At 72.8% G+C, this 25,733-nt stretch carries 25 protein-coding genes; 12 read left to right on the forward strand and 13 right to left on the reverse strand.

Annotated features, from left to right (window positions below):
* Positions 1-43 precede the first annotated feature (43 nt).
* Positions 44-469, forward strand: coding sequence for an OsmC family peroxiredoxin (locus N3K63_RS14600; protein WP_261580936.1), 426 nt, complete (start codon positions 44-46; stop codon positions 467-469).
* Positions 462-1,379, forward strand: coding sequence for a TIGR01777 family oxidoreductase (locus tag N3K63_RS14605; RefSeq protein ID WP_261580937.1), 918 nt, complete (start codon positions 462-464; stop codon positions 1,377-1,379). The genes N3K63_RS14600 and N3K63_RS14605 overlap by 8 nt, the downstream gene beginning before the upstream one ends.
* A gap of 6 nt (positions 1,380-1,385) precedes the next feature.
* Here N3K63_RS14605 and N3K63_RS14610 read toward each other — a convergent pair whose 3' ends face one another.
* Both N3K63_RS14610 and N3K63_RS14615 read right to left on the reverse strand, forming a co-directional pair.
* The gene (locus tag N3K63_RS14610; RefSeq protein ID WP_261580938.1) at positions 1,386-1,838 is read right to left on the reverse strand and encodes a tetratricopeptide repeat protein; all 453 of its coding nucleotides are present in this window, start codon (positions 1,836-1,838) and stop codon (positions 1,386-1,388) included.
* On the reverse strand, positions 1,835-2,662 hold the full coding sequence (locus N3K63_RS14615; protein WP_261580939.1) for a 4-hydroxy-tetrahydrodipicolinate reductase: 828 nt from the start codon (positions 2,660-2,662) through the stop codon (positions 1,835-1,837). The genes N3K63_RS14610 and N3K63_RS14615 overlap by 4 nt, the downstream gene beginning before the upstream one ends.
* Positions 2,663-2,694: 32 nt before the next feature.
* On the opposite strand from N3K63_RS14615, the gene N3K63_RS14620 reads away from it, so the two are divergent.
* Positions 2,695-3,174 (forward strand): GNAT family N-acetyltransferase, encoded by a 480-nt coding sequence (locus N3K63_RS14620; RefSeq protein ID WP_261580940.1) that lies wholly within the window; start codon positions 2,695-2,697, stop codon positions 3,172-3,174.
* Entirely contained in the window at positions 3,171-3,818 is a 648-nt protein-coding gene (locus N3K63_RS14625; protein ID WP_261580941.1) for a class I SAM-dependent DNA methyltransferase, read from the forward strand. Before N3K63_RS14620 ends, N3K63_RS14625 begins: the two co-directional genes overlap by 4 nt.
* A gap of 16 nt (positions 3,819-3,834) precedes the next feature.
* On the opposite strand, the gene N3K63_RS14630 is transcribed toward N3K63_RS14625, so the two are convergent.
* The 4 genes from N3K63_RS14630 to N3K63_RS14645 form a co-directional block, all read right to left on the reverse strand.
* Entirely contained in the window at positions 3,835-4,689 is an 855-nt protein-coding gene (locus N3K63_RS14630) for an aminoglycoside phosphotransferase family protein (protein ID WP_261580942.1), read from the reverse strand.
* A gap of 4 nt (positions 4,690-4,693) precedes the next feature.
* A complete protein-coding gene (locus N3K63_RS14635; protein ID WP_261580943.1) occupies positions 4,694-5,290 on the reverse strand; it encodes a histidine phosphatase family protein in 597 nt (198 codons plus the stop codon).
* An 88-nt stretch (positions 5,291-5,378) separates the two neighbouring features.
* Entirely contained in the window at positions 5,379-6,494 is a 1,116-nt protein-coding gene (locus N3K63_RS14640; RefSeq protein WP_261580944.1) for an aldo/keto reductase, read from the reverse strand.
* A 282-nt stretch (positions 6,495-6,776) separates the two neighbouring features.
* Positions 6,777-9,056 (reverse strand): polyribonucleotide nucleotidyltransferase, encoded by a 2,280-nt coding sequence (locus tag N3K63_RS14645; protein ID WP_261580945.1) that lies wholly within the window; start codon positions 9,054-9,056, stop codon positions 6,777-6,779.
* A 320-nt stretch (positions 9,057-9,376) separates the two neighbouring features.
* Here N3K63_RS14645 and N3K63_RS14650 point away from each other — a divergent pair, with 320 nt between their 5' ends.
* Positions 9,377-9,553 (forward strand): DUF5302 domain-containing protein, encoded by a 177-nt coding sequence (locus N3K63_RS14650; RefSeq protein WP_261580946.1) that lies wholly within the window; start codon positions 9,377-9,379, stop codon positions 9,551-9,553.
* Between the two features lie 32 nt (positions 9,554-9,585).
* Here the strand turns inward: N3K63_RS14650 and N3K63_RS14655 are convergent, their stop codons facing one another.
* On the reverse strand, positions 9,586-11,550 hold the full coding sequence (locus N3K63_RS14655) for a GDSL-type esterase/lipase family protein (protein ID WP_261580947.1): 1,965 nt from the start codon (positions 11,548-11,550) through the stop codon (positions 9,586-9,588).
* Between the two features lie 150 nt (positions 11,551-11,700).
* Between N3K63_RS14655 and N3K63_RS14660 the strand changes: the two genes are divergently transcribed.
* Both N3K63_RS14660 and N3K63_RS14665 read left to right on the forward strand, forming a co-directional pair.
* Complete coding sequence (locus N3K63_RS14660) at positions 11,701-12,300, forward strand: DedA family protein (protein ID WP_261580948.1); 600 nt, start codon at positions 11,701-11,703, stop codon at positions 12,298-12,300.
* Between the two features lie 5 nt (positions 12,301-12,305).
* Positions 12,306-13,034: a gamma-glutamyl-gamma-aminobutyrate hydrolase family protein gene (locus N3K63_RS14665; RefSeq protein ID WP_261580949.1), complete on the forward strand. Its 729-nt coding sequence runs from the start codon at positions 12,306-12,308 to the stop codon at positions 13,032-13,034.
* A 351-nt stretch (positions 13,035-13,385) separates the two neighbouring features.
* Here the strand turns inward: N3K63_RS14665 and N3K63_RS14670 are convergent, their stop codons facing one another.
* Positions 13,386-14,771: a glucose-6-phosphate dehydrogenase gene (locus N3K63_RS14670; RefSeq protein ID WP_261580950.1), complete on the reverse strand. Its 1,386-nt coding sequence runs from the start codon at positions 14,769-14,771 to the stop codon at positions 13,386-13,388.
* A 50-nt stretch (positions 14,772-14,821) separates the two neighbouring features.
* Here N3K63_RS14670 and N3K63_RS14675 point away from each other — a divergent pair, with 50 nt between their 5' ends.
* Positions 14,822-16,660, forward strand: coding sequence for a glycoside hydrolase family 15 protein (locus tag N3K63_RS14675; RefSeq protein ID WP_261580951.1), 1,839 nt, complete (start codon positions 14,822-14,824; stop codon positions 16,658-16,660).
* A gap of 42 nt (positions 16,661-16,702) precedes the next feature.
* Here N3K63_RS14675 and N3K63_RS14680 read toward each other — a convergent pair whose 3' ends face one another.
* A complete protein-coding gene (locus N3K63_RS14680) occupies positions 16,703-17,347 on the reverse strand; it encodes an FMN reductase (protein ID WP_261580952.1) in 645 nt (214 codons plus the stop codon).
* Positions 17,344-18,540 (reverse strand): LLM class flavin-dependent oxidoreductase, encoded by a 1,197-nt coding sequence (locus N3K63_RS14685; protein ID WP_261581028.1) that lies wholly within the window; start codon positions 18,538-18,540, stop codon positions 17,344-17,346. Before N3K63_RS14685 ends, N3K63_RS14680 begins: the two co-directional genes overlap by 4 nt.
* A 319-nt stretch (positions 18,541-18,859) precedes the next feature.
* On the opposite strand from N3K63_RS14685, the gene N3K63_RS14690 reads away from it, so the two are divergent.
* From N3K63_RS14690 to N3K63_RS14700, 3 genes are all read left to right on the forward strand, one after another.
* The gene (locus N3K63_RS14690) at positions 18,860-20,089 is read left to right on the forward strand and encodes an oxygenase MpaB family protein (protein ID WP_261580953.1); all 1,230 of its coding nucleotides are present in this window, start codon (positions 18,860-18,862) and stop codon (positions 20,087-20,089) included.
* Between the two features lie 99 nt (positions 20,090-20,188).
* A complete protein-coding gene (locus tag N3K63_RS14695; RefSeq protein WP_261580954.1) occupies positions 20,189-21,358 on the forward strand; it encodes an acyltransferase family protein in 1,170 nt (389 codons plus the stop codon).
* 51 nt (positions 21,359-21,409) lie between these two features.
* Positions 21,410-22,426, forward strand: coding sequence for an isopenicillin N synthase family dioxygenase (locus N3K63_RS14700; RefSeq protein WP_261580955.1), 1,017 nt, complete (start codon positions 21,410-21,412; stop codon positions 22,424-22,426).
* A 247-nt stretch (positions 22,427-22,673) separates the two neighbouring features.
* Here the strand turns inward: N3K63_RS14700 and rpsO are convergent, their stop codons facing one another.
* Positions 22,674-22,943 (reverse strand): 30S ribosomal protein S15, encoded by a 270-nt coding sequence (rpsO, locus tag N3K63_RS14705; protein ID WP_005048780.1) that lies wholly within the window; start codon positions 22,941-22,943, stop codon positions 22,674-22,676.
* Positions 22,944-23,139: 196 nt separating this feature from the next.
* On the opposite strand from rpsO, the gene N3K63_RS14710 reads away from it, so the two are divergent.
* Entirely contained in the window at positions 23,140-24,447 is a 1,308-nt protein-coding gene (locus N3K63_RS14710) for an MFS transporter (RefSeq protein ID WP_261581029.1), read from the forward strand.
* Between the two features lie 101 nt (positions 24,448-24,548).
* Here the strand turns inward: N3K63_RS14710 and N3K63_RS14715 are convergent, their stop codons facing one another.
* Both N3K63_RS14715 and N3K63_RS14720 read right to left on the reverse strand, forming a co-directional pair.
* On the reverse strand, positions 24,549-25,109 hold the full coding sequence (locus N3K63_RS14715) for a YceI family protein (protein WP_261580956.1): 561 nt from the start codon (positions 25,107-25,109) through the stop codon (positions 24,549-24,551).
* A gap of 156 nt (positions 25,110-25,265) precedes the next feature.
* Positions 25,266-25,634 (reverse strand): FKBP-type peptidyl-prolyl cis-trans isomerase, encoded by a 369-nt coding sequence (locus N3K63_RS14720; protein WP_261580957.1) that lies wholly within the window; start codon positions 25,632-25,634, stop codon positions 25,266-25,268.
* Between the last annotated feature and the right edge of the window lie 99 nt (positions 25,635-25,733).

Genomic DNA, 25,733 nt, shown 5'->3' on the forward strand with positions numbered 1-25,733 from the left:
CAGCGAGCGCATCCCGCGCCCCGCCAGCCGAAGGAGCATCCCCATGAGCGTGACCAGCGAAGCCACCACCACCTGGAAGGGGAGCCTCGTCGAGGGCTCCGGCGAGGTCGCCCTGGAGAGCTCCAACCAGGGACCGCTGCCGGTGAACTGGAAGGCGCGCAGCGAGGGGTCGACGTCGGTCACGACGCCCGAAGAACTCATCGCGGCCGCCCATTCGTCGTGCTTCAGCATGGCCCTCTCGCACGCGCTGGCCGGCAACGGCACTCCCCCGGAGTCGGTGGAGACGACGGCGTCGGTCACCTTCATCCCGGGCACCGGCATCACCGGCTCCCACCTGAACGTCAACGCGGTGGTCTCGGGCCTGTCGGCCGAGGACTTCGCGCGCATCGCCGACGAGGCCAAGACCGGCTGCCCCGTCTCGGCCGCACTGGCGGGCATCGAGATCACCCTCGAGGCGACGCTTGGCTGACACTGCCGGCCACGCCCCGGGACGCGTCGTCGTCGCCGGGGCGAGCGGACTCATCGGCGGCGCGCTCATCGCGTCGCTCGAGGCCGACGGCGTCCCCGTCACCCGGCTGGTGCGCCGCCCGGCCGAGTCGCCCGACGAGGTCGAGTGGGATCCGACGCGGTCGCGGCTCGATCCCGCCGTGCTCGACGGCGCGCGCGCCGTGGTGGGCCTCAACGGCGCGAGCATCGGCCGCTTCCCCTGGTCGCGGCGGTACAAGCACGCCCTCGTGTGGTCACGCATCGCGCCCACGCAGGCCCTCGCCGCGGCGGTGCGGGCGCTCGGCGCCGACGCGCCCGCGTTCGTCTCGGCATCCGCCGTCGGCTACTACCCCACCCATCCCGGCGAGGCGCTCACCGAGTCGGGCCCGCAGGGCGACGGGTTCCTCGCCGAGCTCACCGGTGAGTGGGAGCACGCCGCCCGCACGGCGGGCGAGAACGTCGCGGTGCTGCGCACGGCGCCGATCGTGCACCCCGAGGGGGTGCTGAAGCCCCTGATGCTGCTGACCCGGGCCGGGCTGTCGGGGCCGATCGGCCGCGGCACGCAGGTGTGGCCGTGGATCTCGCTGCCCGACGAGGTGCGGGCGATCCGGCACGTCATCGACACCGGCATCACCGGGCCGGTGAATCTCTCCGGCCCGACGCGGGCCACCGCCAACGACCTCGGGTTCGCCCTGGCGATGCGCATGAACCGCCCCTACCTGCTGCGCGCACCGGTGTGGGGCATGGAGCTCGTGCTCGGCCGCGAGCCGGTGCAGGCGCTGCTGGCGTGCGACCTCGAGGTGGTGCCGCAGGTGCTCACCTCATCCGGCTTCCGTTTCACCCACCCGACCGTGAAGGATGCCGTCGCCGACGCCGTCCCGGCCGCCGCTTAGGCGCCGTCAGCCGGCGCGGCGTTCGGCCCGCTCGAGTCCGATGGCCGTGCGCACGGCCTGACGAGCGCGCCGACGGTCACCGGCGCCGTCGTAGACGAGGCCCAGGCGGTACCAGGCGCGCCAGTCGTCGGGGTGCTGCTCGACGACCTCGCGGTAAGCGGGGAACAGCGCCGCCGCCTCGTCGCGGATCGGGCGGCCGCTGGCCTTGACGTCGAGCTGCTCGGGCGGGAGGGCGTCCTCCTGCTCGAGGCGTCGCCCCAGCGCCTCGGCGCGCACACCGAACGCGATCTCGCGCCACAGCGCCCATATCGCGATGAGCGGCAGCACGATCAGGGCGACGCCCATGGCGATGCCCACCCCGTCGCCCGAGGTGAGCAGCAGCCACGATCGCTGCCCCACCAGCACGATGTACAGCAGCAGCACCGCCGCGATGACCGCGACGCCGATGCGGGTGCTCATGCGCCGGTCGCGCGGGCGACCTGGCCGGGCACGTCGCCCTCGGCCTCGGCCGGACCTGCGGCGCGGGGGGCTGTCTGCCCGGGCACGCGCACCCCGATGTCGATGAGGCTGTCGAGCCCCACGGTGACGCCGCGGGCGTCGCGGGCGGCGACGAGGGCGACGCGGATGCCGGGGGCGTAGGCCAGGGCCGGGTCGATCGTGTCGTGCACCAGGGTCAGCGACTCCCCCGGGCCGGAGAGGATCGTCTCCTGCCGCGCGACGACTCCGGGCCGGCGCAGCGAGTGGATCGGGATGCTCGCGACCTGCTGGCCGCGGGCGCGCTGGTCGGCGTGGGGCGATTCGACGGGGCCGACCTCGGCGCGGGCGGCGGCGATGAGCTCGGCGGTGCGCACGGCGGTGCCGCTGGGCGAATCGACCTTCGTCTCGCGGTGGGTCTCCACGATCTCGATCGAGGGGAAGAACGACGCCGATGCGGCGGCCAGGGCGCTGCCGATGACCGAGCCGAGCGAGAAGTTCGGGATGAACACGGCGCCCGTGCCGGCGGCATCCACCAGCGGGCGCACCAGCGCGATGCGCTGCGACGACCAGCCCGAGGTGCCCACGAGCACGTTGATCCCGCGTTCGACGGCGGCGCGCACCACGTCGATCGACACGGCGGGGGTCGAGGCGTCGACGACGAGGTCGGCGCTGTCGAGCTCGTCGAGGCTGCTCGACGAGCCGAGCACGCTGACGACCTCGAAGTCGTTGGAGTCGTCGATGACGGCACGGATGATGCCGCCGAGCTTGCCGGTGCCCCCGACGAGGGCCACTCGCGTCGTCGTCATGCGCTCCAGCCTACGGGGCTACGCTCGAAGCCATGGTCGACCCCTCGCTGACCCTGCAGGCGCTGCGCGCCGACGACCCCCGCTCCCGCGCCCTGCTCGAGGAGTACTTCGAGATGCGCGGCACCTCGTTCCCGAAAGGTCAGGCCTACCGCCCGGTGTTCCCCGACGCGGCGGTGTTCGAGCCGCCCGCGGGCGTGTTCCTCGTCGCGGTCGCCGACGGCCGCGACCTCGGCTGCGGCGGCATCCGGCGCATCGACGACGGCCCCGCCGGGCCGCGCTACGAAGTGAAGCACCTGTACCTGCGTCCCGAGACCCGGGGCCGCGGGTGGGGCCGGGCCCTGCTGTCGGCCCTCGAGGAGCGCGCGCGGGCGTGGGGCGCGGCCGACCTCGTGCTCGACACCCACCACACCCTCACCGCCGCGGGCGGCCTGTACGCGTCGGCCGGCTTCACCCCCGTCGCCGCCTACAACGACAACCCGAACGCGACCGTCTGGCTGGCCAAGGCGCTGTGAGCGCCGTCTCGGGCCGCGTCGAGGCGACGCGCGGCTTCTACGACACCGTCGCCGGCGCGTACGCCCGGCTGCTGCCCGACACCCGCGCCGAGGCGCCGCTGGATCTGGGCGTGATCGACCACTTCGTCGCCTGCCTGCCGGCATCCGATCTGCCGGTGCTCGACGCCGGCTGCGGCACGGGGCGGATGCTGAGCGCCCTGGCCGCCCGGGGCGTGTCACGGCGGCACGGGGTCGACCTCTCGCCCGCGATGATCGCCGAAGCGCGCGCACGGCACGCCGAGGTGCCGCTCACTGTCGCCGACCTCGCCGACCTCCCCTTCGCCGACCGCTCGTTCGCCGGGGTGCTGTGCTGGTACGCGATCATCCACAGCACGCCCGCCGAGGTCGCCGCGATCGCGGCCGAGCTGCACCGCGTGCTGATCCCCGGCGGAGTGATCGCGCTCGGATTCCAGGCGGGGACGGGCGAGCGCGTGATCGAGCGCGCCTACGGGCACGACATCACCCTGCACGGCGTGCGGCACGAGACCGACACGGTGGCCGCGCTCCTCTCGGCCGCGGGGTTCGACATCCTCGTCCGCGTCGATCGTGCGCCGCACGGCGGGGAGCACAGTGCGCAGGGTTTCGTGATCGCGGCGCGGCGCTGACCCGGACGCCGCGCGCTCAGCGGGGGTCGCCGAGGAGCTCGCCGACGGCGTGACGGCTCATGGCGCGCAGACCCGGCTCGTCCGCGTCGTGCAGCAGCGTCGCCAGCCCGACCGCCCAGCCGCGGGCCCGTCGCCAGGTGGCCGCATCCGCGCCGACGGCGCCCCGGAAGGCCGCGCGTCCGGCGGCGGTGAACCCGAGCCACCCGATGGCGAGGTCGCTCGCGGGGTCGCCGGCGCAGAGGTCGCCGAAGTCGATCAGGGCGGCGACCGCGCCGTCGGCGCCCAGGAGGATGTTCCCGGGATGCGGGTCGCCGTGCAGCCACACCGCCGGGCCGTCGTGTTCCGGCGCGCCGAGGGCCGCCTCCCACACCGGGCGCAGCGCCGGCACCGCCTGCAGCCGCTCGCGCACGACGGCGTCGCGCCGCTGCAGCGGCACACCGCGCACCGGGTTGCGGGGCGCGTCGGCGGGGGCGGGCACGTGCAGGGAGCGCAGGATGCCGCCCAGCTGCGCCGCGAACCGGTCGCGGTCGCGGGGGGCGAGGCCGAGGGCCGGGGCGCCCGCGAACCAGGGCACCACGCTCCACGCCCAGGGGTATCCCTCCCCCGGCACACCGACGGCGACCGGAACCGGGATCGGCACCGGCACCAGCGGCGCGAGATGCGGCAGCCAGCGCTGCTCGTGGCGCATGAGGGGCGCGGCGGCCTCCCGACGCGGCAGGCGCACCGCCAGGTCGTCGCCGAGACGGAACAGGTCGTTGTCCCACCCGTGCGCCACGTGCCTGACCGGACCGGCCAGGTGCGGATGCTGCGCGGCGAGCAGCCGTCCGACGTCGGCGGCCGTCAGCGCGATCTCGGCCGGAGGCTGCGGCATCCGCTCAGACCGGCGGGAGCTCGGGAAGACCCGTGCGCAGTTCGACGGGCAGGTGCGCCATGTCGTTGTGGGTGACGAGGGTCCACGGCCGGCCGGGACGCTGCGCGAGCAGCGTGAGCCCGCAGTTGGCCTGGTTGACCGTCATCCAGCGCCAGGTGGGCGCGTCGAGCACTTCGCGCACGAACCAGGCGATGACGAAGTTGTGGGTGATCAGCAGCTCGTGGCCCGACTTGCGGGCGAGGAACTCGTCGACGGCGTCGGCCATCTGGGCCGAGCCCGCGTCGAGCTCGGCGTCGGTGTAGCTGCCGAAGAAGGCCTCGTATCCGGGCGGGGTGTCGGGAGTGGGGCCGCTGGGCACGCAGTCGAACAGCAGGGCGCTGGGCACGGGCGTGATCGCGGGCATCCGCTCGGCGACGGCGCGTGCCGTCTCGGCGGCACGCTCGAGCGGAGAGTGCCAGACGGCGTCGAGGGGGACGCCCGACAGGCGGTCGGCGATCGCGGCGGCCTGGCGGCGACCCCGCGCCGACAGCGGACCGTCGGCCATGCCGTGTTCGGCGTCGACGTGCTCACCGTGACGGACCAGATACAGATAGTGGGTCACGACGACTCGCTTCACGATCGGTGTGGAGGGACCTTTCCACCCTACGTCAGCGCACCACAGGCCCCGGCAGCGACCGACTCCGCGTCGTTCAGTCGGCGGCGCGGGCGATCTCGGCCAGCTGCGTGCGGCTGAGCCGCACCCCGACGCCCTGCACGAGCTCTTCGATGTGCGACACCGCGAACGCGTTGACGATCGGGGCGACGATGCCGCGCTGGGCGCGCAGCCATGCGATCGCGACGGCCGCCGGCGGCACCGACAGCTCGGCGCCCACGGCGTCGAGGGCACGCAGGGTGCGGGTGCCGCGACGGTTCATGGCGGCGGCCAGCTGCACGCCGCGCACCGACGTGCCCATCATCGACCGCGAGCGGTGAGCGCCGGCGAGGAAGCCGTGCTCGAGGGCCTGCGACGGTGTGACGGCGATGCCCTGGGCGCCGGCGACGAGGCGCAGGTCGCCGTCGAAGTCTTTGCGGCGCAGCACGTTGTAGGGCACGTCGAGCACGGTGAGCCGCGGGTAGCCGGCCGACGCGAGGATGCGCGACTCGACCAGCTGCGCGGCGGTGTGGCCGAACGCGCCGAGCGCGCGCACCTTGCCCGCGCCCACCAGCCAGTCGGCGGTGGCGAGGGTGTCTTCCAGGGCGGTCTGGGTGTCGGCGGTCGCGTCGAGGTAGAGCACGTCGATGCGGTCGGTGTCGAGCCGGGTCAGCGACGCCTCCACGGCGCGCACGAGGTTGACCGAGCCGAGCCCGGGGTGTTCGGCGCCGCCGCCGACCCGCACGCCGAGGACGATCTCGTCGCGCAGCCCGCGGGCGCGCATCCACTGGCCGATGATGTGCTCGCTGCGCCCCGACGCGTAGGCGTCGCAGGTGTGCAGGGCGTTGCCGCCCCAGCCCGCGTAGGCGTCGAGGATGGCGTGGGCGACCTTGGGGTCGACGTGCCAGCCGAACTCGGCACCGCCGAGCACCAGCGGGAAGACCTCGAGCCCGGTCTCACCGAGCGGGGAGCGCACCGAGGCGCCCAGCGCGGGGCCCTGCACCGGGATGGGTGCGGACGGGTGCGCGGGCGGGACGGTGGCGGTGGCGGCCACGGCATCCGTGACGACGGCAGCATCCGTGCGCACCGCGGCATCCGTGTCGCCGGTGGTCTCGGGACGGCCGGAACCGGGGCGCTCCGATGGGGCCGACGTGCCGACGCCGAAGAAGCCCATGTGGCACCCCCCTCACGGATCTCGAGGAGGTCCGTGTGCTCACGCACCCCCCGGTGCGTACTTCCGAGGGTAGGGCAGACCTCCCCCACTGCCGCGCATTGACGGGAACACGCGGTAAACATTGGATAACGCTTTGGACCAGGGAAGTTCTGCACCCGGTCCGGTGTCCCCCATCCGGAGGACACGGCGGCACGCGCACAGCCGACATCGCGACAGGAGCCGGGAACGGGCACGCCCGCCCCTCCGAGTCGGGAGGGACGGGCGTGCGTGATCCGGTCGGGGTCAGCCTTCGGCCGGGGCCTCCGGGCCGGGGTTGGCCGCGGCGCGACCTTCCTGGTCGGCCGGCTCTTCGAGCACGGGCTCCAGCGAGAGCTTGCCGCGGTCATCGATCTTCGTGATGCGCACGAGCAGCTTCTGGCCCACCGAGAGCACGTCGTCGACGTTCTCCACGCGCTTGCCGCCGGCGAGCTTGCGGACCTCGCTGACGTGCAGCAGGCCGTCCTTGCCGGGCAGGAGCGAGATGAACGCGCCGAACGTCGCGATCTTCACCACGGTGCCGAGGAACTGCTCGCCGACCTCCGGGTTGGTGGGGTTGGCGATCGCGTTCACCTGGGCGCGAGCGGCCTCGGCCGACGGGCCGTCGACGGCACCGATGTAGACGGTGCCGTCCTCCTCGATGGAGATGTCGGCGCCGGTCTCGTCCTGGATCGCGTTGATCGTCTTGCCCTTGGGGCCGATGAGCTCACCGATCTTGTCGACGGGGATCTGCACGCTGATCACGCGCGGCGCGGTGGGCGCCATCTCGTCGGGACCGTCGATGGCGGCGTTCAGCACACCGAGGATGGTGGTGCGCGCCTCCTTCGCCTGCGTCAGCGCGGCCGACAGCACCGACGACGGGATGCCGTCGAGCTTCGTGTCGAGCTGGATCGCGGTGATGAACTCGCTCGTGCCGGCGACCTTGAAGTCCATGTCGCCCAGCGCGTCCTCGGCACCCAGGATGTCGGTGAGCGCCGCGTAGCGGGTCTGACCGTCGATCTCGTCCGAGACCAGGCCCATCGCGATGCCGGCGACAGGGGCGCGCAGCGGCACACCCGCGTTCAGCAGCGAGAGGGTCGACGCGCAGACCGAGCCCATCGAGGTGGAGCCGTTGGAGCTCAGCGCCTCGGAGACCTGGCGGATCGCGTAGGGGAACTCGTCGCGCGCGGGCAGCACCGGCACGAGGGCGCGCTCGGCGAGGAAGCCGTGCCCGATCTCGCGACGCTTGGGGCTGCCGACACGGCCGGTCTCACCGGTCGAGTAGGGCGGGAAGTTGTAGTGGTGCAGGTAGCGCTTGCTCGTCGTGGGCGAGAGCGAGTCGATCTGCTGCTCCATCTTCAGCATGTTCAGCGTGGTGACACCCAGGATCTGGGTCTCGCCGCGCTGGAAGATCGCCGAGCCGTGAACGCGCGGGATGACCTGCACCTCGGCGTCGAGCGGACGGATGTCGGCGAGCCCGCGACCGTCGATGCGCACACCCTCGGTGAGGATGCGACCGCGCACGATCTTCTTGGTGACCGACTTGTAGGCCGCGGAGAACTCGATCGTCGCCACGGCGGGCAGCTCGCCCGCCTCGACGGCGGCGACCAGCTCGGCCTTGACGCGGTCCTTGACGGCGTCGTCGGCGTTCTGACGCTCGACCTTGTCGGCGACCTGGTACACGCCGACGAGGTCGTCGTAGGCGCGGCCGGCGACGAAGTCGTAGGTCTCCTGGCTGTACGGCGCGAACACCGGGTACACGCCCGGCTCCTTCGACGCGGTGGCGGCCATCTGGGCCTGCGCCTCGACGAGCTGCTTGAGGAAGGGCTTGGCGGCCTCGAGACCGCCGGCGACGATCTCCTCGGACGGCTTGACGGCGCCGCCCTTGATGAGGTTCCAGCTGCCTTCGGTGGCCTCGGCCTCGACCATCATGATCGCGACGTCGCCGTCGGGCAGAACGCGACCGGCGACCATCAGGTCGAACACGGCCTCCTCCACGACCTTCTGGTTCGGGAAGGCGACCCACTGGTCGGCGTGCTCGCCGTGTCCGGGGACGAGCGCCAGGCGCACGCCGGCGATCGGGCCCGAGAACGGCAGACCCGAGATCTGCGTCGACGCCGAGGCGGCGTTGATGGCGAGGGCGTCGTAGTACTCGCCGGGCGCGATCGAGAGCACCGTGACGACGATCTGCACCTCGTTGCGCAGGCCGTCGACGAACGACGGGCGCAGCGGGCGGTCGATGAGACGGCAGACGAGGATCGCCTCGGTGGAGGGGCGGCCCTCGCGACGGAAGAACGAGCCGGGGATCTTGCCGGCGGCGTAGGAGCGCTCCTCGACGTCGACGGTAAGCGGGAAGAAGTCGAACCCTTCGCGCGGGTGCTTGCCGGCGCTGGTGGCCGACAGGAGCATGGTGTCCTCGTCGAGGTAGGCGGCGACAGCGCCCTGCGCCTGCTGGGCGAGGCGACCGGTCTCGAACCGGACGGTGCGGGTGCCGAATCGGCCGTTGTCGAGAACGGCTTCGGCGGCGGTGATTTCAGGACCTTCCAAGAGGTCTCTCCTTCTTTGTTTAGACTCGCGCGCGCGTTTCGCGCACGAGATCGTGCGAAGGAGCGGAACAGACAGATATGAGCGGGGGACGGCATCCGAAGACGACGTCGCGGGACCGCTTGCGCTGGCCACCAGTCGAAGATCACCATCCGGCCGCGTGCCGCGGGGATGCGGCTCGTCGATGTTCGGGATGGGAACCCACCACAGGGGACCAGCTTCCTGCCGGTTCGCTCCGTGAGCTCAGTGTTGACATGAGCGGATGCCAGACGGCAACCTTCCCAACCCTATCAGCCGCGCCCCCGCCCGCGTAGGGTGAAGGTATGAGCTCAGACGAGAACACCACGGCATCCGACGAGATGAAGCGCAAGTTCCGCGAGGCGCTCGACAAGAAGAACGCGCAGCACCGCGAGGGCGAGCAGCACCTCGACGGCGACTCGGCCGTCCACGGCACGCACGGCGCGATCACCAAGCGCGAGTTCCGTCGCAAGAGCGGCTGAGTCCGCGACATCCGGAAACGCACCGCGGGCCGTCACCGGCGCGCGGACTGCGGGCGCCCCGCGGGACCGTCGATCGTGACGTACGCGGGGTGCTTCGCCGCGCGCCCGTCGCCCGCGGTGCGGCCGCGCAGCCGCCGCCACGCCCACGGCAGGGCGTGCACGCGCAGCCAGGTGCCGGACTCGACCGGGTCGTCGTCGAGGTGGAACGCCTCGTCGAGCCCGCCAAGCGCCTCGGCGTCGGGCACGCCCAGCGCCTCGGCGGCGCGGTAGGCGATCAGCCGGTGACCGGCCGCCCGCAGATGCACCTTGTCTCCGGCCCACAGGTCGAGGCGGCGCAGGTCGGGCTCGGCCTCGAGGTCGAGCAGGATGGCGCCGGTGGACGCGGCCGTCTGCCGCAGCCGCGCGTTGAAGCGGGCGAAGCGGCCCTCCAGCACGCGGGCGAGTCGGCGCTCGGGCAGGAACGTCGTCGCCAGCAGCACGTCGCAGCCGGCGGCCCGCAGCCGGCGCACGGCCTCGTCGACGTCGTCGGCGAGCGCCGACACGCGCGCCTTCGGCCCCACGAGGTCGTTGGCCCCGATGAGCACCGACACCAGATCGGGGCGGAGGGCCAGGCACTGCGGCAGCTGGTCGCGCACGACGTGGTGCACCTTGCGGCTGCGCACCGCGAGGTTGGCGTAGCGGAAGGCGCCCGGTCCGGGGGCCGACAGCGCCAGCAGCTGCGCCAGCCGGTCCGCCCAGCCGCGGTGACTGCCCGCGGGCATGCGGGATGTGTCGCACAGCCCCTCGGTGATCGAGTCGCCCAGCGCGACGTAACGCGTCCACCGCCGGGCGGGGGCGGTCTGCGGCGGCGCCGGGTCGGGCCGCGGGTGGGCCTTCGCCCGGCGTGACGCGTCGCCGGCCTGCAGTGCGACGGCACGGTCGTAGTGCGCCAGGAGGCCGTCGACCAGGCTCGACCAGGTGCGCGGCGCGACCGCCACCCGGGCGGCGGCACCGAACGCGCGCCGCTTGGCGGCATCCCCCGCCAGATCGGCCACGCGGGCACGCAGCTCGTCGAGGTCGCCGGGCCGGTAGAGCCACCCGTCGATGCTGCTGCGGACGAGATCGACGGGGCCGCCGCGACCGGTGGCGACCACGGGCACGCCCGAGGCCTGCGCCTCTTGGATCGTCTGGCCGAACGTCTCGCTCTCCCCCGGGTGCACGAACACGTCGAGCGAGGCCACCGCCACCGCCAGCGCGTCGCCGGCGAGGTGCCCGAGGAAGACGGCATCCGGCAGCAGCCGCTGGAGCGCGGGCCGGTCGGGACCGTCGCCGATGACGACCAGGCGGGTGCCGGGGATCGCGGCGAGCGCGGCGAGGTCGGCGACCTGCTTCTCGGGGGCCAGCCGCCCGACGTAGCCGATGAGGGTGCGCCCGGGCGCGATCTGCTCGCGCCACGATGCGCTTCGCCGCTCGGGGTGGAAGCGCACGCCGTCGACGCCCCGACCCCACAGCGACACCCGGTCGACCCCGAGGGCGGCCAGCTGGTCGCACGCGGCGCGTGAGGGGGCGAGGGTGAGGGTGGCGCGCCGGTGCAGGCGTGCGAGGTGACGGGCGGCGAGCGCGGCGGCCTGCGGCACCCCGTAGCGCTCGGTGTAGGCCACGACGTCGGTCTGGTAGACGGCGATGGTGGGGATGCCGAGTCGTTCGGCCGCCAGGAGCCCCTGCCAGCCCAGCACGAACGGCGAGGCCAGGTGCACGACGTCGGGCCGGAAGGCCCGCAGCGCCCGGGCGATCGACGCCGCCGGCGGCGCCGCGACCCGCACCGCCGGATACCCCGGCAGCGGCAGCGACGGCATCGACCGGCCCGGCATGTCGAGGTGATCGCCGCGGCCGGCCGACGGGGCGACGACGAACCTCTCGTGGCCGCGCCGGTCGAGCTGATCGAGCACCTGCAGCACCGAGCCGGCCACACCGTTCATGTGCGGCAGGAAGGATTCCGTGACGACCCCGACTCTCACCCCTCCAGGGTGGCGGCGCGCGCCCGGCGCGGAGGGCGCGCGGGGCCCCTGTCGCCGAGTGTTCACGCGATCCTCCCCCGCGCATCACCGGGCGGTCGCCTGTCGGTCGCCGTTCCTCGCCCGTTCACCGTCGGCTGGTACCGATGCGGTGTGACCGCAGAGCTGATCGACGCCGTGGCCGGCGGTGGGTGGACCCTCGCGGTGATGTTCGCCCTGGTGCTGCTGGATGCCGTGATCGTCGTGGTCCCGGGAGAGATCGCCGTCAGCGCGCTGGGGTCGCTGGCGGTGACCACCGGGTCGCCGCCGCTGCCGGCCGTCATCGCCGTCGCCGCCGTCGCCGCCTTCACCGGCGATGCGCTCTGCTACACGATCGGTCGGCGCATCGGACTCGACCGCTGGCGATGGATGCGGGCGCGACGGGTGCGGGCCGCGCTGGCCTGGGCGGCCGGGCGCCTCGACCGCGGCACCGCGACCGTCGTCTTCACCGCCCGGTTCGTGCCGTTCGCGCGCCTGGCCGTGAACCTCACCGCCGGCGCCACGCGGGTGCCGGCGCCGCGCTACCTCACCGTGTGCGCGATCGCCGCCGGCGCCTGGGCGGCCTATCAGGCGGTCGTCGGCGCGGCGGTGGGGGCGCTGCTGCCGGAGGCGCCGCTCGCGGCCGTGGTGGTCTCGGTCGCCGTGGCACTCCTGCTGGGAGTGGGGATCGACCTCGCCGTCGGGCAGTGGGCGCGGCGGCGGACCCCAGAATAGAGACCATGCCCGCACTCCCCCGCATCGCCATGCCCGCCCGCCTGTCCGAGGCCGAGGGCGCCGATGCCCGCGTGGGACTGGCCAACGCGATCTTCGACGACGTCGCCGCGCTGGTGCGCACCGAAGACCTCGACGTCGTCGTGGTGCGCGGCGTCGACCTCACCGGCTTCGACGGCGTCGTGCTCCCCGGCGGCGGCGACATCGACCCCGCCCGCTACGGCGGCGACGCGGCCGCCCCCTGCTACGACGTCAACCCCGCCCAGGACGACCTCGACCTCGGCATCGCCGTGGCCGCGCTCGCCGCCGGCATCCCGGTGCTCGGCGTCTGCCGCGGACTGCAGGTGCTCAACGTCGCCTGCGGCGGCACCCTCGTCGAAGACCTGCCCGCCTCGGCCGTGCGCCACACCCCCGGCTCCGACGGCTGCGGGGGCCTGGAGTGGACCTGGCATCCGGTCGACGTCACCCCCGACTCGCGACTGGCCGCCGAGACCGGCATCCGCCCCGACGTCGCCTCCGGCCACCACCAGGCCATCGGGCGCCTCGGCACGGGGCTGGTGGCCGTGGCCGTCGCCGCCGACGGCGTGATCGAGGCCGTCGAGCACGAGACGCTCCCCGTCGTCGCGGTGCAGTGGCACCCCGAGGCCGAGGGCACCCCCGCCACCCTGGCCGCCGCCCCGTTCGCCGTGTTCGCCGACCTCGTGCACGCCCACCGCCTGGCCCCCGCGCGGGGCTGAGCCCGGGGGGTGGGTGCGGGCGCTCGCTCGCGCGCGCTGTTCGCCGAGTGCACGCCTTGCCGCCGAGCGCACGGCCTCTGCCGGCGACGGATGCCGTGTTCTCGGCGCTACGTCGTGCACTCGGCGCAGGGTGAGGGGTCACAGGCGGCGGGGTGCGGCATCCGCAGCGCCCGTTCTGCGCTGTCGGCTGCCGCTCGCTCGCGCTCGTCGCCGAGTGCACGGTTTGCCGCCGAGCGCACGGGCTCTGACGGCGACGGATGCCGTGTTCTCGGCGCTACGTCGTGCACTCGGCGCAGGGGCCAGCGGCACAGGGGCACCCAGCGCAGGGGCCCACGGGACCCGGGGGGCGGGTCAGCGGGGCGCGGGGCCCCAGCCGTCGGGGCCGGCGGAGCCGGCGGGGTACTCCTCGAGCGGCACGTCGCCACGGGCCCAGGCGTCGCGCACCGGCTGGATGATGCGCCAGCACAGCTCGGCCGCGTCGCCGCGCACCGACAGCGTCGCATCCCCGTCGAGCATCGCCGCCAGCACCTCGACGTACGAGCGCTGCGCGCCCAGTCCGAGGTCGGCGCCGAGGGTCGCACGGTGCAGCGCGAACGGGTCGTCGCCGCCGTTGACGTCGATCTCGACGTCGAGCCGGTCGGGGCCGAGCGAGAAGCGCAGCACCGCACCGGCATCCGCGCCCGCCGTCGCCGCGGTGAAGCCGACCGGCAGATGCCGCACCGGGCGCAGACGCACCTCGATGGCCGTCACCGGGTCGCCGAGGGCCTTGCCCGAGCGCAGCGTGAAGGGCACGCCCGCCCAGCGCGCGGTGCGCACCTCGCAGGTGATCTGCGCGAGGGTCTCGGTCTGCCGCGACGGATCCACCCCGGGCTCGTCGACGTAGGAGGGCAGGTCTTGGCCGCCCGCGGTGCCGGCGGTGTAGCGGGCGCGATGCGAGGAGCGCACCGGGTTGTCGTCCCAGATGCGGGTGGCGCGCAGCACCGCGGCGGTGGCGTCGCGCACGTCGGCGTCGCCGAGGGTGGCGGGCGGCTCCATCGCCACGACGGCCAGCACCTGCAGCAGGTGGCTCTGGATCATGTCGATCATCGCGCCGGCGTGGTCGTAGTAGTCGGCGCGGCCCTCGAGCCCGAGCGTCTCGTCGAAGCGGATGTCGACGGATGCGACGTGCTCGGCCGACCACACCGGCTCGAACAGCCGGTTGGCGAAGCGCACCCCGAGCACGTTCAGCACCGTCGACCGGCCGAGGAAGTGGTCGACGCGGAACACCTGCGACTCGGGCAGCAGAGCGCGCACGACCGCGTTGAGCTCGCGTGCGCTGTCCTCGTCGTCGCCGAACGGCTTCTCGAGGGCGAGGATCGTGCCGTCGGGGAGGTCGGCGGGCCGCAGCGCCGCGCAGGCGGATGCCGCGACGGCGGGCGGCACCGCGAAGTACAGCACGAGGCGCCCCTCGGGCACCTGGTCGATGATGGCCCGCAGGCCCTTCGCGGTGCCCGCATCGCCGACGATGAACGGCGTCGACACGACCGCGCCGAGCGCCTCGTCGGCGTCCGCGGCCCGGAAGGCGGTGCGCACCCGGCCCCGCCACTGCGTGTCGCTGAGCGCGGTGCGCCCCGCCCCCACCACGTGCACGCGGCGATCGGGCTGCCCGCGCAGCAGCTCGCCGAGGGCGGGCAGGAGCAGGCGGGAGGTGAGGTCTCCGCTGGCTCCGATGATGAGCAGCGTCGTGGGTTCGGCCATGGCGGCCACGATAGCCGCCCTCCCCGGCCGCAGCCTGCGACAATCGCCTCGTGGCCCCTGTCGACGATGCCCCCGCCCCCACCGCTGTCGGTGCCGGCGGTCCCGCCGACATCCAGGACTACGCGCTGCTGAGCGACTGCCGCACGGCCGCGCTGGTGTCGCGCAGCGGGTCGATCGACTGGCTGTGCGTGCCGCGCTTCGACTCCCCCTCGGTGTTCGGCGCACTGCTGGGCACCGAGGAGCAGGGCTCGTGGCAGCTGCGACCGACCGACGCCGCCGCCACCGCGACGCGCGCCTACGACCGCGACACCTTCACCCTCGTGACCCGGTGGACCACCGCGACCGGCGTGGCCGAGGTGCACGACCTGCTGCCGGTCACCGAACGGCATCCGGCCGCCGAAGCGCGCGTCGATCTCGTGCGCCGGGTGGTCGGCGTCTCGGGCACCGTGACCTTCACCCACCGGCTGCGGATGCGGTTCGACTACGCCCGTGCCGTGCCGTGGGTGCGCCAGCACCGCGGCGGCGCCGCGCGCGAGCTCATCGCCATCGCCGGCCCTGACGCGCTGGTGCTGCGCGGCGTCGCCCTCGACCCCGTCGACCACGCGCACGCCGGCGAGGTGACCGTGGCCGCGGGCGAGACCTCGGATGCCGTGCTCACCTGGTACCCGTCGCACCACGAGCCGCCGGCGCCGCTCGATGTCGACCACGCCGCCGGGCACACCGCACGGTGGTGGCAGCGGTGGGCCGACCGCATCCAGACCCGCGAGGTGCACCGCGCGGAGGTGGTGCGCTCGCTGCTGGTGCTGCGGGCGCTCACCCACCGCGACACCGGCGGGATCGTCGCGGCGGCGACCACGTCGCTGCCGGAGCAGTTCGGCGGCTCCCGCAACTGGGACTACCGGTTCGTCTGGCTGCGCGACGCCGCCCTCACCCTGCAGGCGCTCGTCGCGCACGGGTTCCTGCACGTGGCCGACCACTGGCGCAGCTGGCTGCTGCGCGCGATCGCCGGCGACCCGTCGCAGATGCAGATCGTCTACGGCGTGGGCGGCGAGCGCGACCTGTTCGAGCGCGAGCTGACGAGCCTGCCCGGCTACCGCGGCGCCGCACCCGTGCGGGTGGGCAACGGCGCGGCCGGGCAGTACCAGGCCGACGTCATCGGCGAGGTGCTGGTGGCCCTGCACGCGGCGCGGGATGCCGGGCTGAAGGAGTCGGACTTCTCGTGGCCGCTCGAGCGCGCGCTGCTGACCCATGCGCTGGAGCGCATCGACGAACCCGACCAGGGCATCTGGGAGATCCGCGGCGAACCGCGCCTGTTCACGCACTCGCGCGTGATGATGTGGGCCGCGTTCGACCGCGGTGTGCGTGCGGTGCGCGAGAGCGGGCTCGGGGGCCCGGTGGAGCTGTGGGAGCAGGTGCGCGAACGCCTGCGCGCCGAGATCGACGCGCAGGGCGTGGGGGCCGGCGGGCATTTCACCCAGTCCTACGGCTCTGACGAGGTGGATGCCGCGCTGCTGCTCATCCCCCGTGTGGGCTTCTGCGCGCCCGACGACCCGCGCATGCTCGCCACGGTGGCCGCCGTCGAGCGCACCCTGATCCGCGACGGTCTCGTGCACCGCTACCGCACGGCATCCGGGGTGGACGGGCTGGAGGGGACGGAGAACCCGTTCCTGGCGTGCTCGCTGTGGCTCGTGGAGCAGTACGCCGCCTCAGGCCGCACCGGCGACGCCCGCGAGCTGCTCGACCGCGTGTGCGCCCTGGCCAACGACGTGGGACTGCTCAGCGAGGAGTACGACACCCAGCACCGACGTCACGCCGGCAACACCCCGCAGGCGCTGTCGCACCTGGCCCTCGTCGGCGCCGCCGACGCCCTGCAGCGCGCCCTCGCCTGACCGCCCCCTGCGGGGGCGCCGAGCGGGGGCGCGCCGCGGGGGTCACTCGCCGGCGAGACCGCCGAGCAGGTGGCCGAACGAGCGGCCCTCGCCGAGATAGTTGGCGGGGTCGAACGGGTCGGTGCTGCCGGCGGGCTCCCGGCGGGCGACCGCCTCGGCGAGCTCGCGCGCGCCGCGCTCGACGCGCGAAGAGAGCGGTGCGACCTCGTCGGCGTGGGCGCCCCAGTCCGCGGATGCCGCGAAGACGCCGGTCGAGACGGCCTCGGCGTGCAGGTAGGCGAACAGCGGGCGGATCGCGTAGTCGATCGCCAGCGAATGCCGGGCGGTGCCGGCGTTCGCGCCGATCAGCACCGGCATCCCGGTGAGCGCGTCGGGGTCGAGCACGTCGATGAACGACTTGAACAGGCCCGAGTAGCTCGTCGAGAAGATCGGCGTCACCGCGATGAGCGCGTCGGCCGAGACCACCGTGTTGATCGCGGTCTCGAGCGCGGGCGGCGCGAACCCGGTCAGCAGGTTGTTGGTGATGTCGTGCGCGAGGTCGCGCAGCTCGATCGTGTCGACGGATGCCGTGATGCCCTGCTCGGCCAGGTGCGCCACCGTCGCCGCGGCGAGGCGGTCGGCCAGCATCCGGGTCGACGACGGGTTGGACAGGCCCGCCGAGATGACGGCGATGCGACGGGCGGTCATCGCGCACCGCCCAGACCGAACGCGGCGCCGGCGGCGACCGGGGCGTCCTGGTAGGGCGAGGGGCCCGACAGGTTGTCGCCGCGGTTGGCGCGCGGAGTGGCTTGGCGGGCGGGTCCGTCGCCGTAAGCGGCGCGCACGAGTCCGGCGTGGGTGGGCGCGTCGGGCACGGTGGCGGGGCGATCCTTCGCGAATTCCTTCCGCAGCACCGGCACCACCTCGCCGCCCAGGAAGTCGAGCTGCTCGAGCACCGTCTTCAGCGGCAGGCCGGCGTGGTCCATGAGGAACAGCTGGCGCTGGTAGTCGCCGAAGAGCTCGCGCATGCCGGCGTAGCGGTCGATGACCTGCTGCGGCGAGCCGACGGTCAGCGGCGTCATCTCGCTGAAGTCCTCGAGCGCGGGGCCGTGACCGTAGACGGGGGCGTTGTCGAAGTAGGGGCGGAACTGCGCGACGGCATCCTGCGAGTTCTTCGCCATGAACGCCTGTCCGCCGAGGCCGACGATCGCCGTCTCGGGCGCGCCGTGGCCGTAGTGCTCCCACCGCTGGCGGTACAGCGCGATGAGGCGCTGGTAGTGCTCGGCGGGCCAGAAGATGTTGTTGGCGAAGAAGCCGTCACCGTAGTAGGCGGCCTGCTCGGCGATCTCGGGGGTGCGGATCGACCCGTGCCACACGAACGGCGCGACGCCGTCGAGGGGACGCGGGGTGGAGGTGAAGCCCTGCAGGGGCGTGCGGAACTTGCCCTCCCAGTCCACGACGTCTTCGCGCCACAGCTTGTGCAGCAGGGCGTAGTTCTCGATCGCCAGCGGCAGCCCCTGGCGGATGTCCTTGCCGAACCACGGGTAGACCGGACCGGTGTTGCCGCGGCCGAGCATGATGTCGGTGCGGCCCTCCGAGACGTGCTGCAGCATCGCGAAGTCCTCGGCGATCTTCACCGGGTCGTTCGTGGTGATGAGGGTCGTCGCCGTCGACAGCACCAGGCGCTCGGTGCGCGCGGCGATGTAGGCGAGGGTGGTCGTCGGCGAGCTCGACCAGAACGGCGGGTTGTGGTGCTCTCCGAGGGCGAAGACGTCGAGTCCGACCTCTTCGGCGTGCACGGCGATCTCCACCGAGGCGCGGATGCGCTCGGCCTCGCTGGGCGTGTGACCCGTCGTGGGGTCCTGCGTGATGTCGCTGACGGTGAAGATGCCGAACTGCATCCCCGGCCAGGTGGTGTTCTCGCTCACGGTCTCTTCCGCTCTCCCGAATCCGTTGTCTATTCAAATGAATGTACTCGATGGAACGTCGGCGCGCTCAGGATATTCCCGCCGCATCCGGATGCCGTGACGCCCAGCCTGCGCCCACGACCGCCCCCGGTGAATCAACGTTAACTACGCAGTTCGACGACAGCCCTTGTGCACGCCTGAAGGTCGCTCTATGTTAACGGGCAATCACACACATCACCGGGCGGACTCCCCCGGACGCGCCTCGAGGATGAGCGCCGCGTCCGTCCGCCCCGCACAGGAAGCAGGTGGCAACGTGGCCGAACTCACCAGACGCGGAGTGCTCACTCTGGGCGCCGCCCTCGGGCTCGCCGGAGCGACGCAGACCAGCACGGCGTGGTCGTGGTCCGGATCCCAGTCCGTGCTCGGGCCGGCTGCCGCCGCCCTCGGCGGCGGCTCGACCGTGGACCCGCAGTGGGTCTGGGACGACCAGATCGACGCGATCATGGCATCCGTGATCCAGAACGGGCAGGTGCCCGCGGTCAACGCCGCCATCCTCCCCTGGGTCGACAACAGCGACCCACTGCCGACGGGACTGCCGCCCGAGCTGGCGAGCTTCCTGCAGGGGGCGGTCGCGCTGCCCGCGTGGGCCGACCGGGCGAAGCTGCGCCGCGCCGCCGACTTCAACCGCCGCAAAGACACCTACCTCTTCATGATCTACGGCATCGGCGGCGGCATCATGAGCACCGTCATCCCCCGCGAGGCGAAGTCGGTGTACTGGTCGAAGGGCGGCGCCGACATGCAGGACCGCGCCGCGAAGACGTTCTCGTTCGGCTACGACCTCAGCGACATCAACGCGTTCGAGCCGAACGGCCAGTTCCTCGTCACCTCGAACAAGACGCGCATGGTGCACTCGGCCGTGCGGCACTTCCTGCCGCAGTCGCCGTACTGGAAGGCGGTGGCCGACGAGACGATCCCGATCTCCAACCACGACATCCTGGTGACCTTCCACTCCACCGGCACCTTCGCGCACAAGAAGCTCAAGGAGTGGGGCGTGCCGATGTCGGCCGCCGACCAGGATGCGTTCCTGCACTCGTGGCAGGTCGCCCTGCACATGCTGGGGGTGCGCGACGAGTACATCCCCGCCACGTGGGACGCCGCCCACGCGCAGTCGGCGCAGATCCTCACCCCGAAGCTCACCTGGACCCCCGAGGGGCAGGAGCTGGCCGAAGTGCTGCTCGGGCTCACCGCGCAGGTCGACCTCGGGGTCACCCGCGGCTTCCTCAACGAGTTCGTGCGCTACCAGCTGGGCGATCAGATCGGCGACTGGCTGGGCCTGCGCCGCGACCCGGTGTCGAAGGCGACCATCCGCAACGGCTGGCCGCTCTACATCAAGTTCCGCGAGGGACTGCTGCCGATCGCACCGGTCAGCTTCTACATCTTCGACCAGCTGCTGCGGGCGATCGCGATGGCCTTCCTCAACCGCGGCCAGTCGGGGCTGACGACGCCCATCACGATCCCCGACATGAACCGTCCGGGCGTCTGACCGGCACACCCACGGGGGCGGATGCCGTCGGCGCGCGCGGCCGTCGGCATCCGCCCCATGGCGTCGCGGTGCGCGCCCGCCGGTAGGGTGGCCTGCAGCATGAGCACGCCCACCCCGCCCCGCACCGGTCCGGTCTCCACGGCCCCCAAGCGGCGTCGGGTGCCGCTGTGGGACAACGCCCGCTTCGCCTGCATCGCGCTGGTGGTGCTCGGGCACGCCGTCCAGCGGCTGACCTACGACTCCGACTTCGCGCTGGGCCTGTACATCCTGGTCTACGCGTTCCACATGCCCGCCTTCGCGCTCATCTCGGGCTACTTCTCGAAGTCGGACTCCCCCACCCGCACCCGGATGGCGCGTGTGATCACCGACATCGTGCTGCCGTACCTCATCTTCGAGGGACTGTGGACGCTGACGAAGTGGCTCGTCGAGGGGCAGGCGACCCCCAACTTCACCCAGCCGTCGTGGACGCTGTGGTTCCTGCTCGCGCTGGCCATCTTCCGGCTGGTGCTGCCCTACCTCGCCCTGCTGCGGTGGCCGGTGGCGTGGACGGTGCTCATCTCGGTGCTCGTGGGGTACTGGGAGAACATCGACTCGACGCTGTCGCTGTCGCGCACCCTGGGACTGCTCCCCTTCTTCACCCTCGGCTGGTGGCTGGCCCACCACAAGGTGCTCGAGCGGCTCGACCTGCTGCGGCGGCGGCGCCTGTCGGTGCGGTTGGGCGCGGTGGCGCTGTTCGCCGTCGCCGGCTGGGCGGCGTGGTTCTTCGTCGACATCTGGCGCGACGTGAACCTGCGGGAGTGGCTGTTCTACGACGCCAGCTACAGCGACCTGGGCGGCCCGTGGTGGTCGGGGGCGGTGCGGCTGGCGCTGATGGCGGTGGCCCTGCTGCTGTCGGCCGCGTTCTTCGCCCTCGTGCCGCGCGGGTCGTACTGGTGGACCCACTTCGGGCAGTACACGATGTACGTCTACCTGCTGCACTCGTTCGTGCTGTACCCGTTCCGGGAGAACGGTCTGCTGCGGCACGCCGAGCCGACCTGGCTGTGGCTGCCGTCGGTGATCGCGGTGTCGGTGCTGATCGCCCTCGCACTGGCCACCTCGCCGGTGCGGCGGGTGTTCCGTCCGCTCGTCGAGCCGAGGCCCCGCTGGCTGTTCGCCGATGCCGGCCTCGCCGGGCGTGAGGGGCGCCGCAGCGACCCCACCGGCTCGAGGCGCAGCACCGAGCCGCCGCGCGCACCGCGGGACCGCGGCCCGGGCCCGGCATCCGAGTAACGCTCGGCAACAATCGCCCACGGCCCGCGCACCGCGCCTACCGTCGGGAGCATGAGCGACCTCACCCTTCCCGTGCTCGACCTGTCTCAGCTCGACCAGGGGCCGGCCGCGGCCGAACGCTTCCGCGCCGACCTGCGGCGGGCCACCCATGAGGTCGGGTTCTTCTACCTGACCGGCACCGGGATCACCCCCGAGCTCGAGGCCCGGCTGCACCGTGCGGCACGCGACTTCTTCGCCCTCCCCGAAGCCGACAAGCTCGCCATCGAGAACGTCAACAGCCCGCAGTTCCGCGGCTACACGCGCGTGGGCGGCGAGCGCACGCAGGGAGAGGTCGACTGGCGCGAGCAGATCGACATCGGCCCCGAGCGACCGGTGGTCACCGACAGCGACGCCCCCGACTATGCGCGCCTCATCGGACCGAACCTGTGGCCGGCCGCCCAGCCCGAGCTGCGCGAGGTCGCCGACGAATGGCAGGACCGCCTCATCGGCGTGGCCCGCCGGCTGCTGCGCGCCTGGGCGCTGGCCCTCGGCGCCGCCGAGTCGTACTTCGACGAGCACTTCGGTGAGCCGTCGACGCTGCTGAAGATCGTGCGCTACCCCGGCACCGACCAGCCCACGCCCCAGCAGGGCGTCGGCGCGCACAAGGACTCGGGCGTGCTGACGCTGCTGTGGGTGGAGCCGGGCAAGGGCGGGCTGCAGGTCGAGCGCGCCGACGGCTGGGTCGACGCCGCGCCCGTGCCGGGCGCCTTCGTCGTGAACATCGGCGAGATGCTCGAGTACGCCACCGGCGGCTACCTGATCGCCACCAACCACCGCGTCGTGTCGCCGCGCCTGCCCGAAGACCGCATCTCGGTGCCCTTCTTCTTCAACCCCGCGCTGGACACGAGCCTGCCGCTGATCGACCTGCCCGCCGAGCTCGCCGCGCAGGCGCGCGGGGTGACCCAGGACCCGGGCAACCCCATCCACGCCCGCTACGGCGAGAACGCGCTGAAGTCACGGCTGCGCGCCCACCCCGACGTCGCCGAGCGCTGGCACGCCGACCTCGTCGCCGCCCGCGCCCCGCGCTGACGGCATCCGCCTGCCCGCCTGGTCGGCCCGTGGGCCCGGACGCGCCGCGCCGGCGCGTCGCCCTCGCGGCGAGAGAACAACGGACGGCCGAGGGAACGGTCGGCGCCCGTTCTCTCGGCGGTGAGGTGTTCTCTCGCGGACGCGGGCGGCGCCGGGGCGCCCGGACCGAAAGCGAGAGCCGCCCCACACCGTGGGGCGGCTCTCCAAGAATGTTCCGCGCGATTGAACGCTGGGAAGCGAGGCTGCGTTATCGACGCAGACCGAGACGCTCGATGAGCGAGCGGTAACGGTTGATGTCGATGTCCTGCAGGTAACCCAGCAGGCGGCGGCGCTGACCGACGAGCAGGAACAGACCACGACGCGAGTGGTGGTCGTGCTTGTGCTCCTTGAGGTGCTCGGTGAGGTCCTTGATGCGCTGCGTCAGCATCGCGACCTGCACCTCGGGGGATCCGGTGTCACCGGGGTGCGTCGCGTACTCTTCGATGATCGCCTTCTTGACGTCTGCTTCCAGTGCCATAGGTGATCCCCTTCCTCTTTGTTGCGCGGCGCCCGACGCCTGATACGTGGGCTCTCTTTATCCGCGGCCGATCCAACGGCAACCTGAAGAGTCTACCAGTCGCGGGATGCCCCGCGCGACGCCGCGGAGTCCGCCCGCCGCTACCCTGGGACGGGTGTCCGCACCCGTCGATCCTCCCCCGTCCGGACGACTGCGGATGCCGCGGCTGCGGCGCGACCATCTGATCGACCTGCGACCGCTCACGGCCAGCCCCGCGTTCGCGCGCATGTGGATCGGATCGACCCTCGCGGGCCTCGGCGGCCAGCTGACGATCGTGGCGATCATGCTCCACATGTTCGAGCTGACCGGCGACACGTTCGCCGTGTCGATGATCGCCGTCGCCGGGCTCGTGCCGATGGTGATCGCGGGGCTGTGGGGCGGCATGCTCGCCGACGCGTTCGACCGGCGCCGTGTGGCCCTGGTCGCGGCGACCGTCACGTTCTGCTCCACCCTGCTGCTGGCCGTGCTCGCCTGGAACGCGTGGGAGACGGTCTGGTGGCTGTACGTGCTCAGCGTGGTGAACTCGTCGGCCAACTCGATCGTCATGGCCGCGCGGCAGTCGATCGTGCCGCGCCTCATCCCCCGCGACCTGCTGCCGGCCGCCTCGGCGCTCAACGGCATCACGGTGGGGATCATGGTGATGGCCGGGCCCGCCCTGGCCGGTGTGCTGGTGGCCTTCACGGGCTACGCCTGGACCTACACGATCGACGTCGCGCTCATGTCGGCGATGTTCCTCGGCCTGCTGACCCTTCCCGCCATCCGCCCGGAGGGTGCGGTGGTGCGGCCGGGACTGGAGTCGCTGCGCGACGGGATGCGGTTCCTGCGGCGCGCGAAGAACATCCGGCTGCAGTTCGTGCTCGACATCATCGCGATGACCTTCGGGCAGCCGCTGAGCCTGTTCCCCGCGATCGGCGCCGTGCTGCTGGGCGGCGGGCCGATCACGACGGGCGTGCTCACCGCCGCCATCGCCGTCGGCGCGTTCGTCTCGAGCGTCTTCTCGGGGCCGGTGGGGCGGGTGCGCCACCAGGGCCTCGGGATCCAGCGCGCCATCCAGGTGTACGGCGCCGCGATGGCCGCCTTCGGCGCCACGCTGCTGGCCGCCGCCTTCGGCCTGTTCGCGCCCGCCACCGTCGACGAGCACACCCCGAACCTCGTCCTCATCGCCGTGGCCGGACTGTTCCTGGCCGTCACCGGCGCCGCCGACAACGTCAGCTCGATCTACCGCAACACCATGGTGCAGGCGGCGGTGCCCGACGCGGTGCGCGGCCGGCTGCAGGGCATCTTCATCGTGGTCGTCGCCGGCGGCCCGCGCGTGGGCGCGCTCTACGCCGGCACGCTGGCGACCTTCACGGCCCTGTGGTTCCCGCCGCTGCTGGGCGGCCTGGTCATCGTGGGGCTCGTCGCGGTGCTGGTGCGCCTGCACCCCCGGTTCCGCACCTACGACGCCCTGCACCCCGAGCCCTGATAACCCCGCCTGGCTGCCGCCGCAGGCGACCCGCCCGCAGGCATGACGAAGGGGGCCGGATGCCATCGGCATCCGGCCCCCTCATCGCACGAGGCGCAGGATCAGGCCTGGAGGGCGCCCTGCAGGTCGAGCGTGATGGTGACGTCCTTGCCGACCAGCACGCCGCCGGTCTCGAGGGCGGCGTTCCAGGTGAGGCCGAAGTCTTCGCGGTTGACGACGGTGGTCGCCGTCGCGCCGGCCTTGTAGTTGCCCCACGGGTCGGTGCCGAAGCCGCCGAACTCGACCTCGAAGGTCACCGGCTTGGTGATGCCGCGGATGGTGAGGTCGCCGTCGACGAGGTAGTCGCCGCCCTCGAAGCGCACGCCGTTGGAGACGAAATCGAGGGTCGGGTGCTGCTCGGCGTCGAAGAAGTCGGCCGAACGCAGGTGGTTGTCGCGGCCCTCGTCCTTGGTGTCGACCGAGGCGACGTCGACCGACGCGGTGACCTTGGCCTCGAGGGGGTTCTCGGGAGCCTCGATGGTGGCGCTCTTGAGCCCGAAGCCGCCGCGCACCTTCGAGATCATCATGTGGCGCACCGAGAAGGTGACCTCGCTGTGCGAGGGGTCGAGCACCCAGGTGCCCGCCTTGTAGCCGGGGACGTCGATGGTGGTGGTGTCGGTCATGCTGTCATTCCTTCGTGAGGGGGAAAGTGTCTGCATCCATCCAACACGTCCCACCTGAATGTATTCCCCAGAATGAAAAAGAATCCCCGATGACCTGCGCGGCAGACGACGAAGGGCGGATGCCGTGCAGCATCCGCCCTTCGCGTGCGCGGTCGGTCAGCCGACCTTCAGCAGGTCGATGATGAAGACGAGGGTCTTGCCCCCGAGGAAGTGGCCGCCGGCGGGGCCGTAGGCCAGGTGCGGCGGGATGACCAGCTCGCGGCGGCCGCCGACCTTCATGCCGGGGATGCCGTCCTGCCAACCCTGGATGAGGCCGCGCAGGGGGAACTGGATGCTCTCGCCACGACCCCACGAGGAGTCGAACTCCTCGCCGGAGTCGTACTCGACACCGGCGTAGTGGACCGTGACGGTGTCGCCGGGCTTGGCCTCGGATCCGTCGCCCACGATGATGTCGCGGATGACGAGGTCGGCGGGCGCCGGGCCGGTGGGGGCGTCGAACTCGGGCTTTGTGCGGTTGTCGCTCATGGTTCCATCCAAGCACGGGAGGGTGCCCGATGGGGCCTTGACAGCACCTGCGGCCGTGGGCACCATGGACTCAGATCAACTCAGCGCCCGGAGGACTCG

Origin of the sequence: Microbacterium festucae (assembly GCF_025421715.1) — a bacterium.
GTDB lineage: Bacteria > Actinomycetota > Actinomycetes > Actinomycetales > Microbacteriaceae > Microbacterium > Microbacterium festucae.

What these genes read in the sequence shown, in the direction of transcription:
- N3K63_RS14600 (WP_261580936.1), top strand. Translation starts at nt 44, where the DNA reads ATGAGCGTGACCAGCGAAGCCACCACCACCTGGAAGGGGAGCCTCGTC.
- N3K63_RS14610 (WP_261580938.1), bottom strand. Translation starts at nt 1,838, where the DNA reads ATGAGCACCCGCATCGGCGTCGCGGTCATCGCGGCGGTGCTGCTGCTG.
- N3K63_RS14615 (WP_261580939.1), bottom strand. Translation starts at nt 2,662, where the DNA reads ATGACGACGACGCGAGTGGCCCTCGTCGGGGGCACCGGCAAGCTCGGC.
- N3K63_RS14620 (WP_261580940.1), top strand. Translation starts at nt 2,695, where the DNA reads ATGGTCGACCCCTCGCTGACCCTGCAGGCGCTGCGCGCCGACGACCCC.
- N3K63_RS14630 (WP_261580942.1), bottom strand. Translation starts at nt 4,689, where the DNA reads ATGCCGCAGCCTCCGGCCGAGATCGCGCTGACGGCCGCCGACGTCGGA.
- N3K63_RS14640 (WP_261580944.1), bottom strand. Translation starts at nt 6,494, where the DNA reads ATGGGCTTCTTCGGCGTCGGCACGTCGGCCCCATCGGAGCGCCCCGGT.
- N3K63_RS14650 (WP_261580946.1), top strand. Translation starts at nt 9,377, where the DNA reads ATGAGCTCAGACGAGAACACCACGGCATCCGACGAGATGAAGCGCAAG.
- N3K63_RS14665 (WP_261580949.1), top strand. Translation starts at nt 12,306, where the DNA reads ATGCCCGCACTCCCCCGCATCGCCATGCCCGCCCGCCTGTCCGAGGCC.
- N3K63_RS14670 (WP_261580950.1), bottom strand. Translation starts at nt 14,771, where the DNA reads ATGGCCGAACCCACGACGCTGCTCATCATCGGAGCCAGCGGAGACCTC.
- N3K63_RS14680 (WP_261580952.1), bottom strand. Translation starts at nt 17,347, where the DNA reads ATGACCGCCCGTCGCATCGCCGTCATCTCGGCGGGCCTGTCCAACCCG.
- N3K63_RS14685 (WP_261581028.1), bottom strand. Translation starts at nt 18,540, where the DNA reads ATGCAGTTCGGCATCTTCACCGTCAGCGACATCACGCAGGACCCCACG.
- N3K63_RS14695 (WP_261580954.1), top strand. Translation starts at nt 20,189, where the DNA reads ATGAGCACGCCCACCCCGCCCCGCACCGGTCCGGTCTCCACGGCCCCC.
- N3K63_RS14700 (WP_261580955.1), top strand. Translation starts at nt 21,410, where the DNA reads ATGAGCGACCTCACCCTTCCCGTGCTCGACCTGTCTCAGCTCGACCAG.
- rpsO (WP_005048780.1), bottom strand. Translation starts at nt 22,943, where the DNA reads ATGGCACTGGAAGCAGACGTCAAGAAGGCGATCATCGAAGAGTACGCG.
- N3K63_RS14710 (WP_261581029.1), top strand. Translation starts at nt 23,140, where the DNA reads ATGCCGCGGCTGCGGCGCGACCATCTGATCGACCTGCGACCGCTCACG.
- N3K63_RS14715 (WP_261580956.1), bottom strand. Translation starts at nt 25,109, where the DNA reads ATGACCGACACCACCACCATCGACGTCCCCGGCTACAAGGCGGGCACC.
- N3K63_RS14720 (WP_261580957.1), bottom strand. Translation starts at nt 25,634, where the DNA reads ATGAGCGACAACCGCACAAAGCCCGAGTTCGACGCCCCCACCGGCCCG.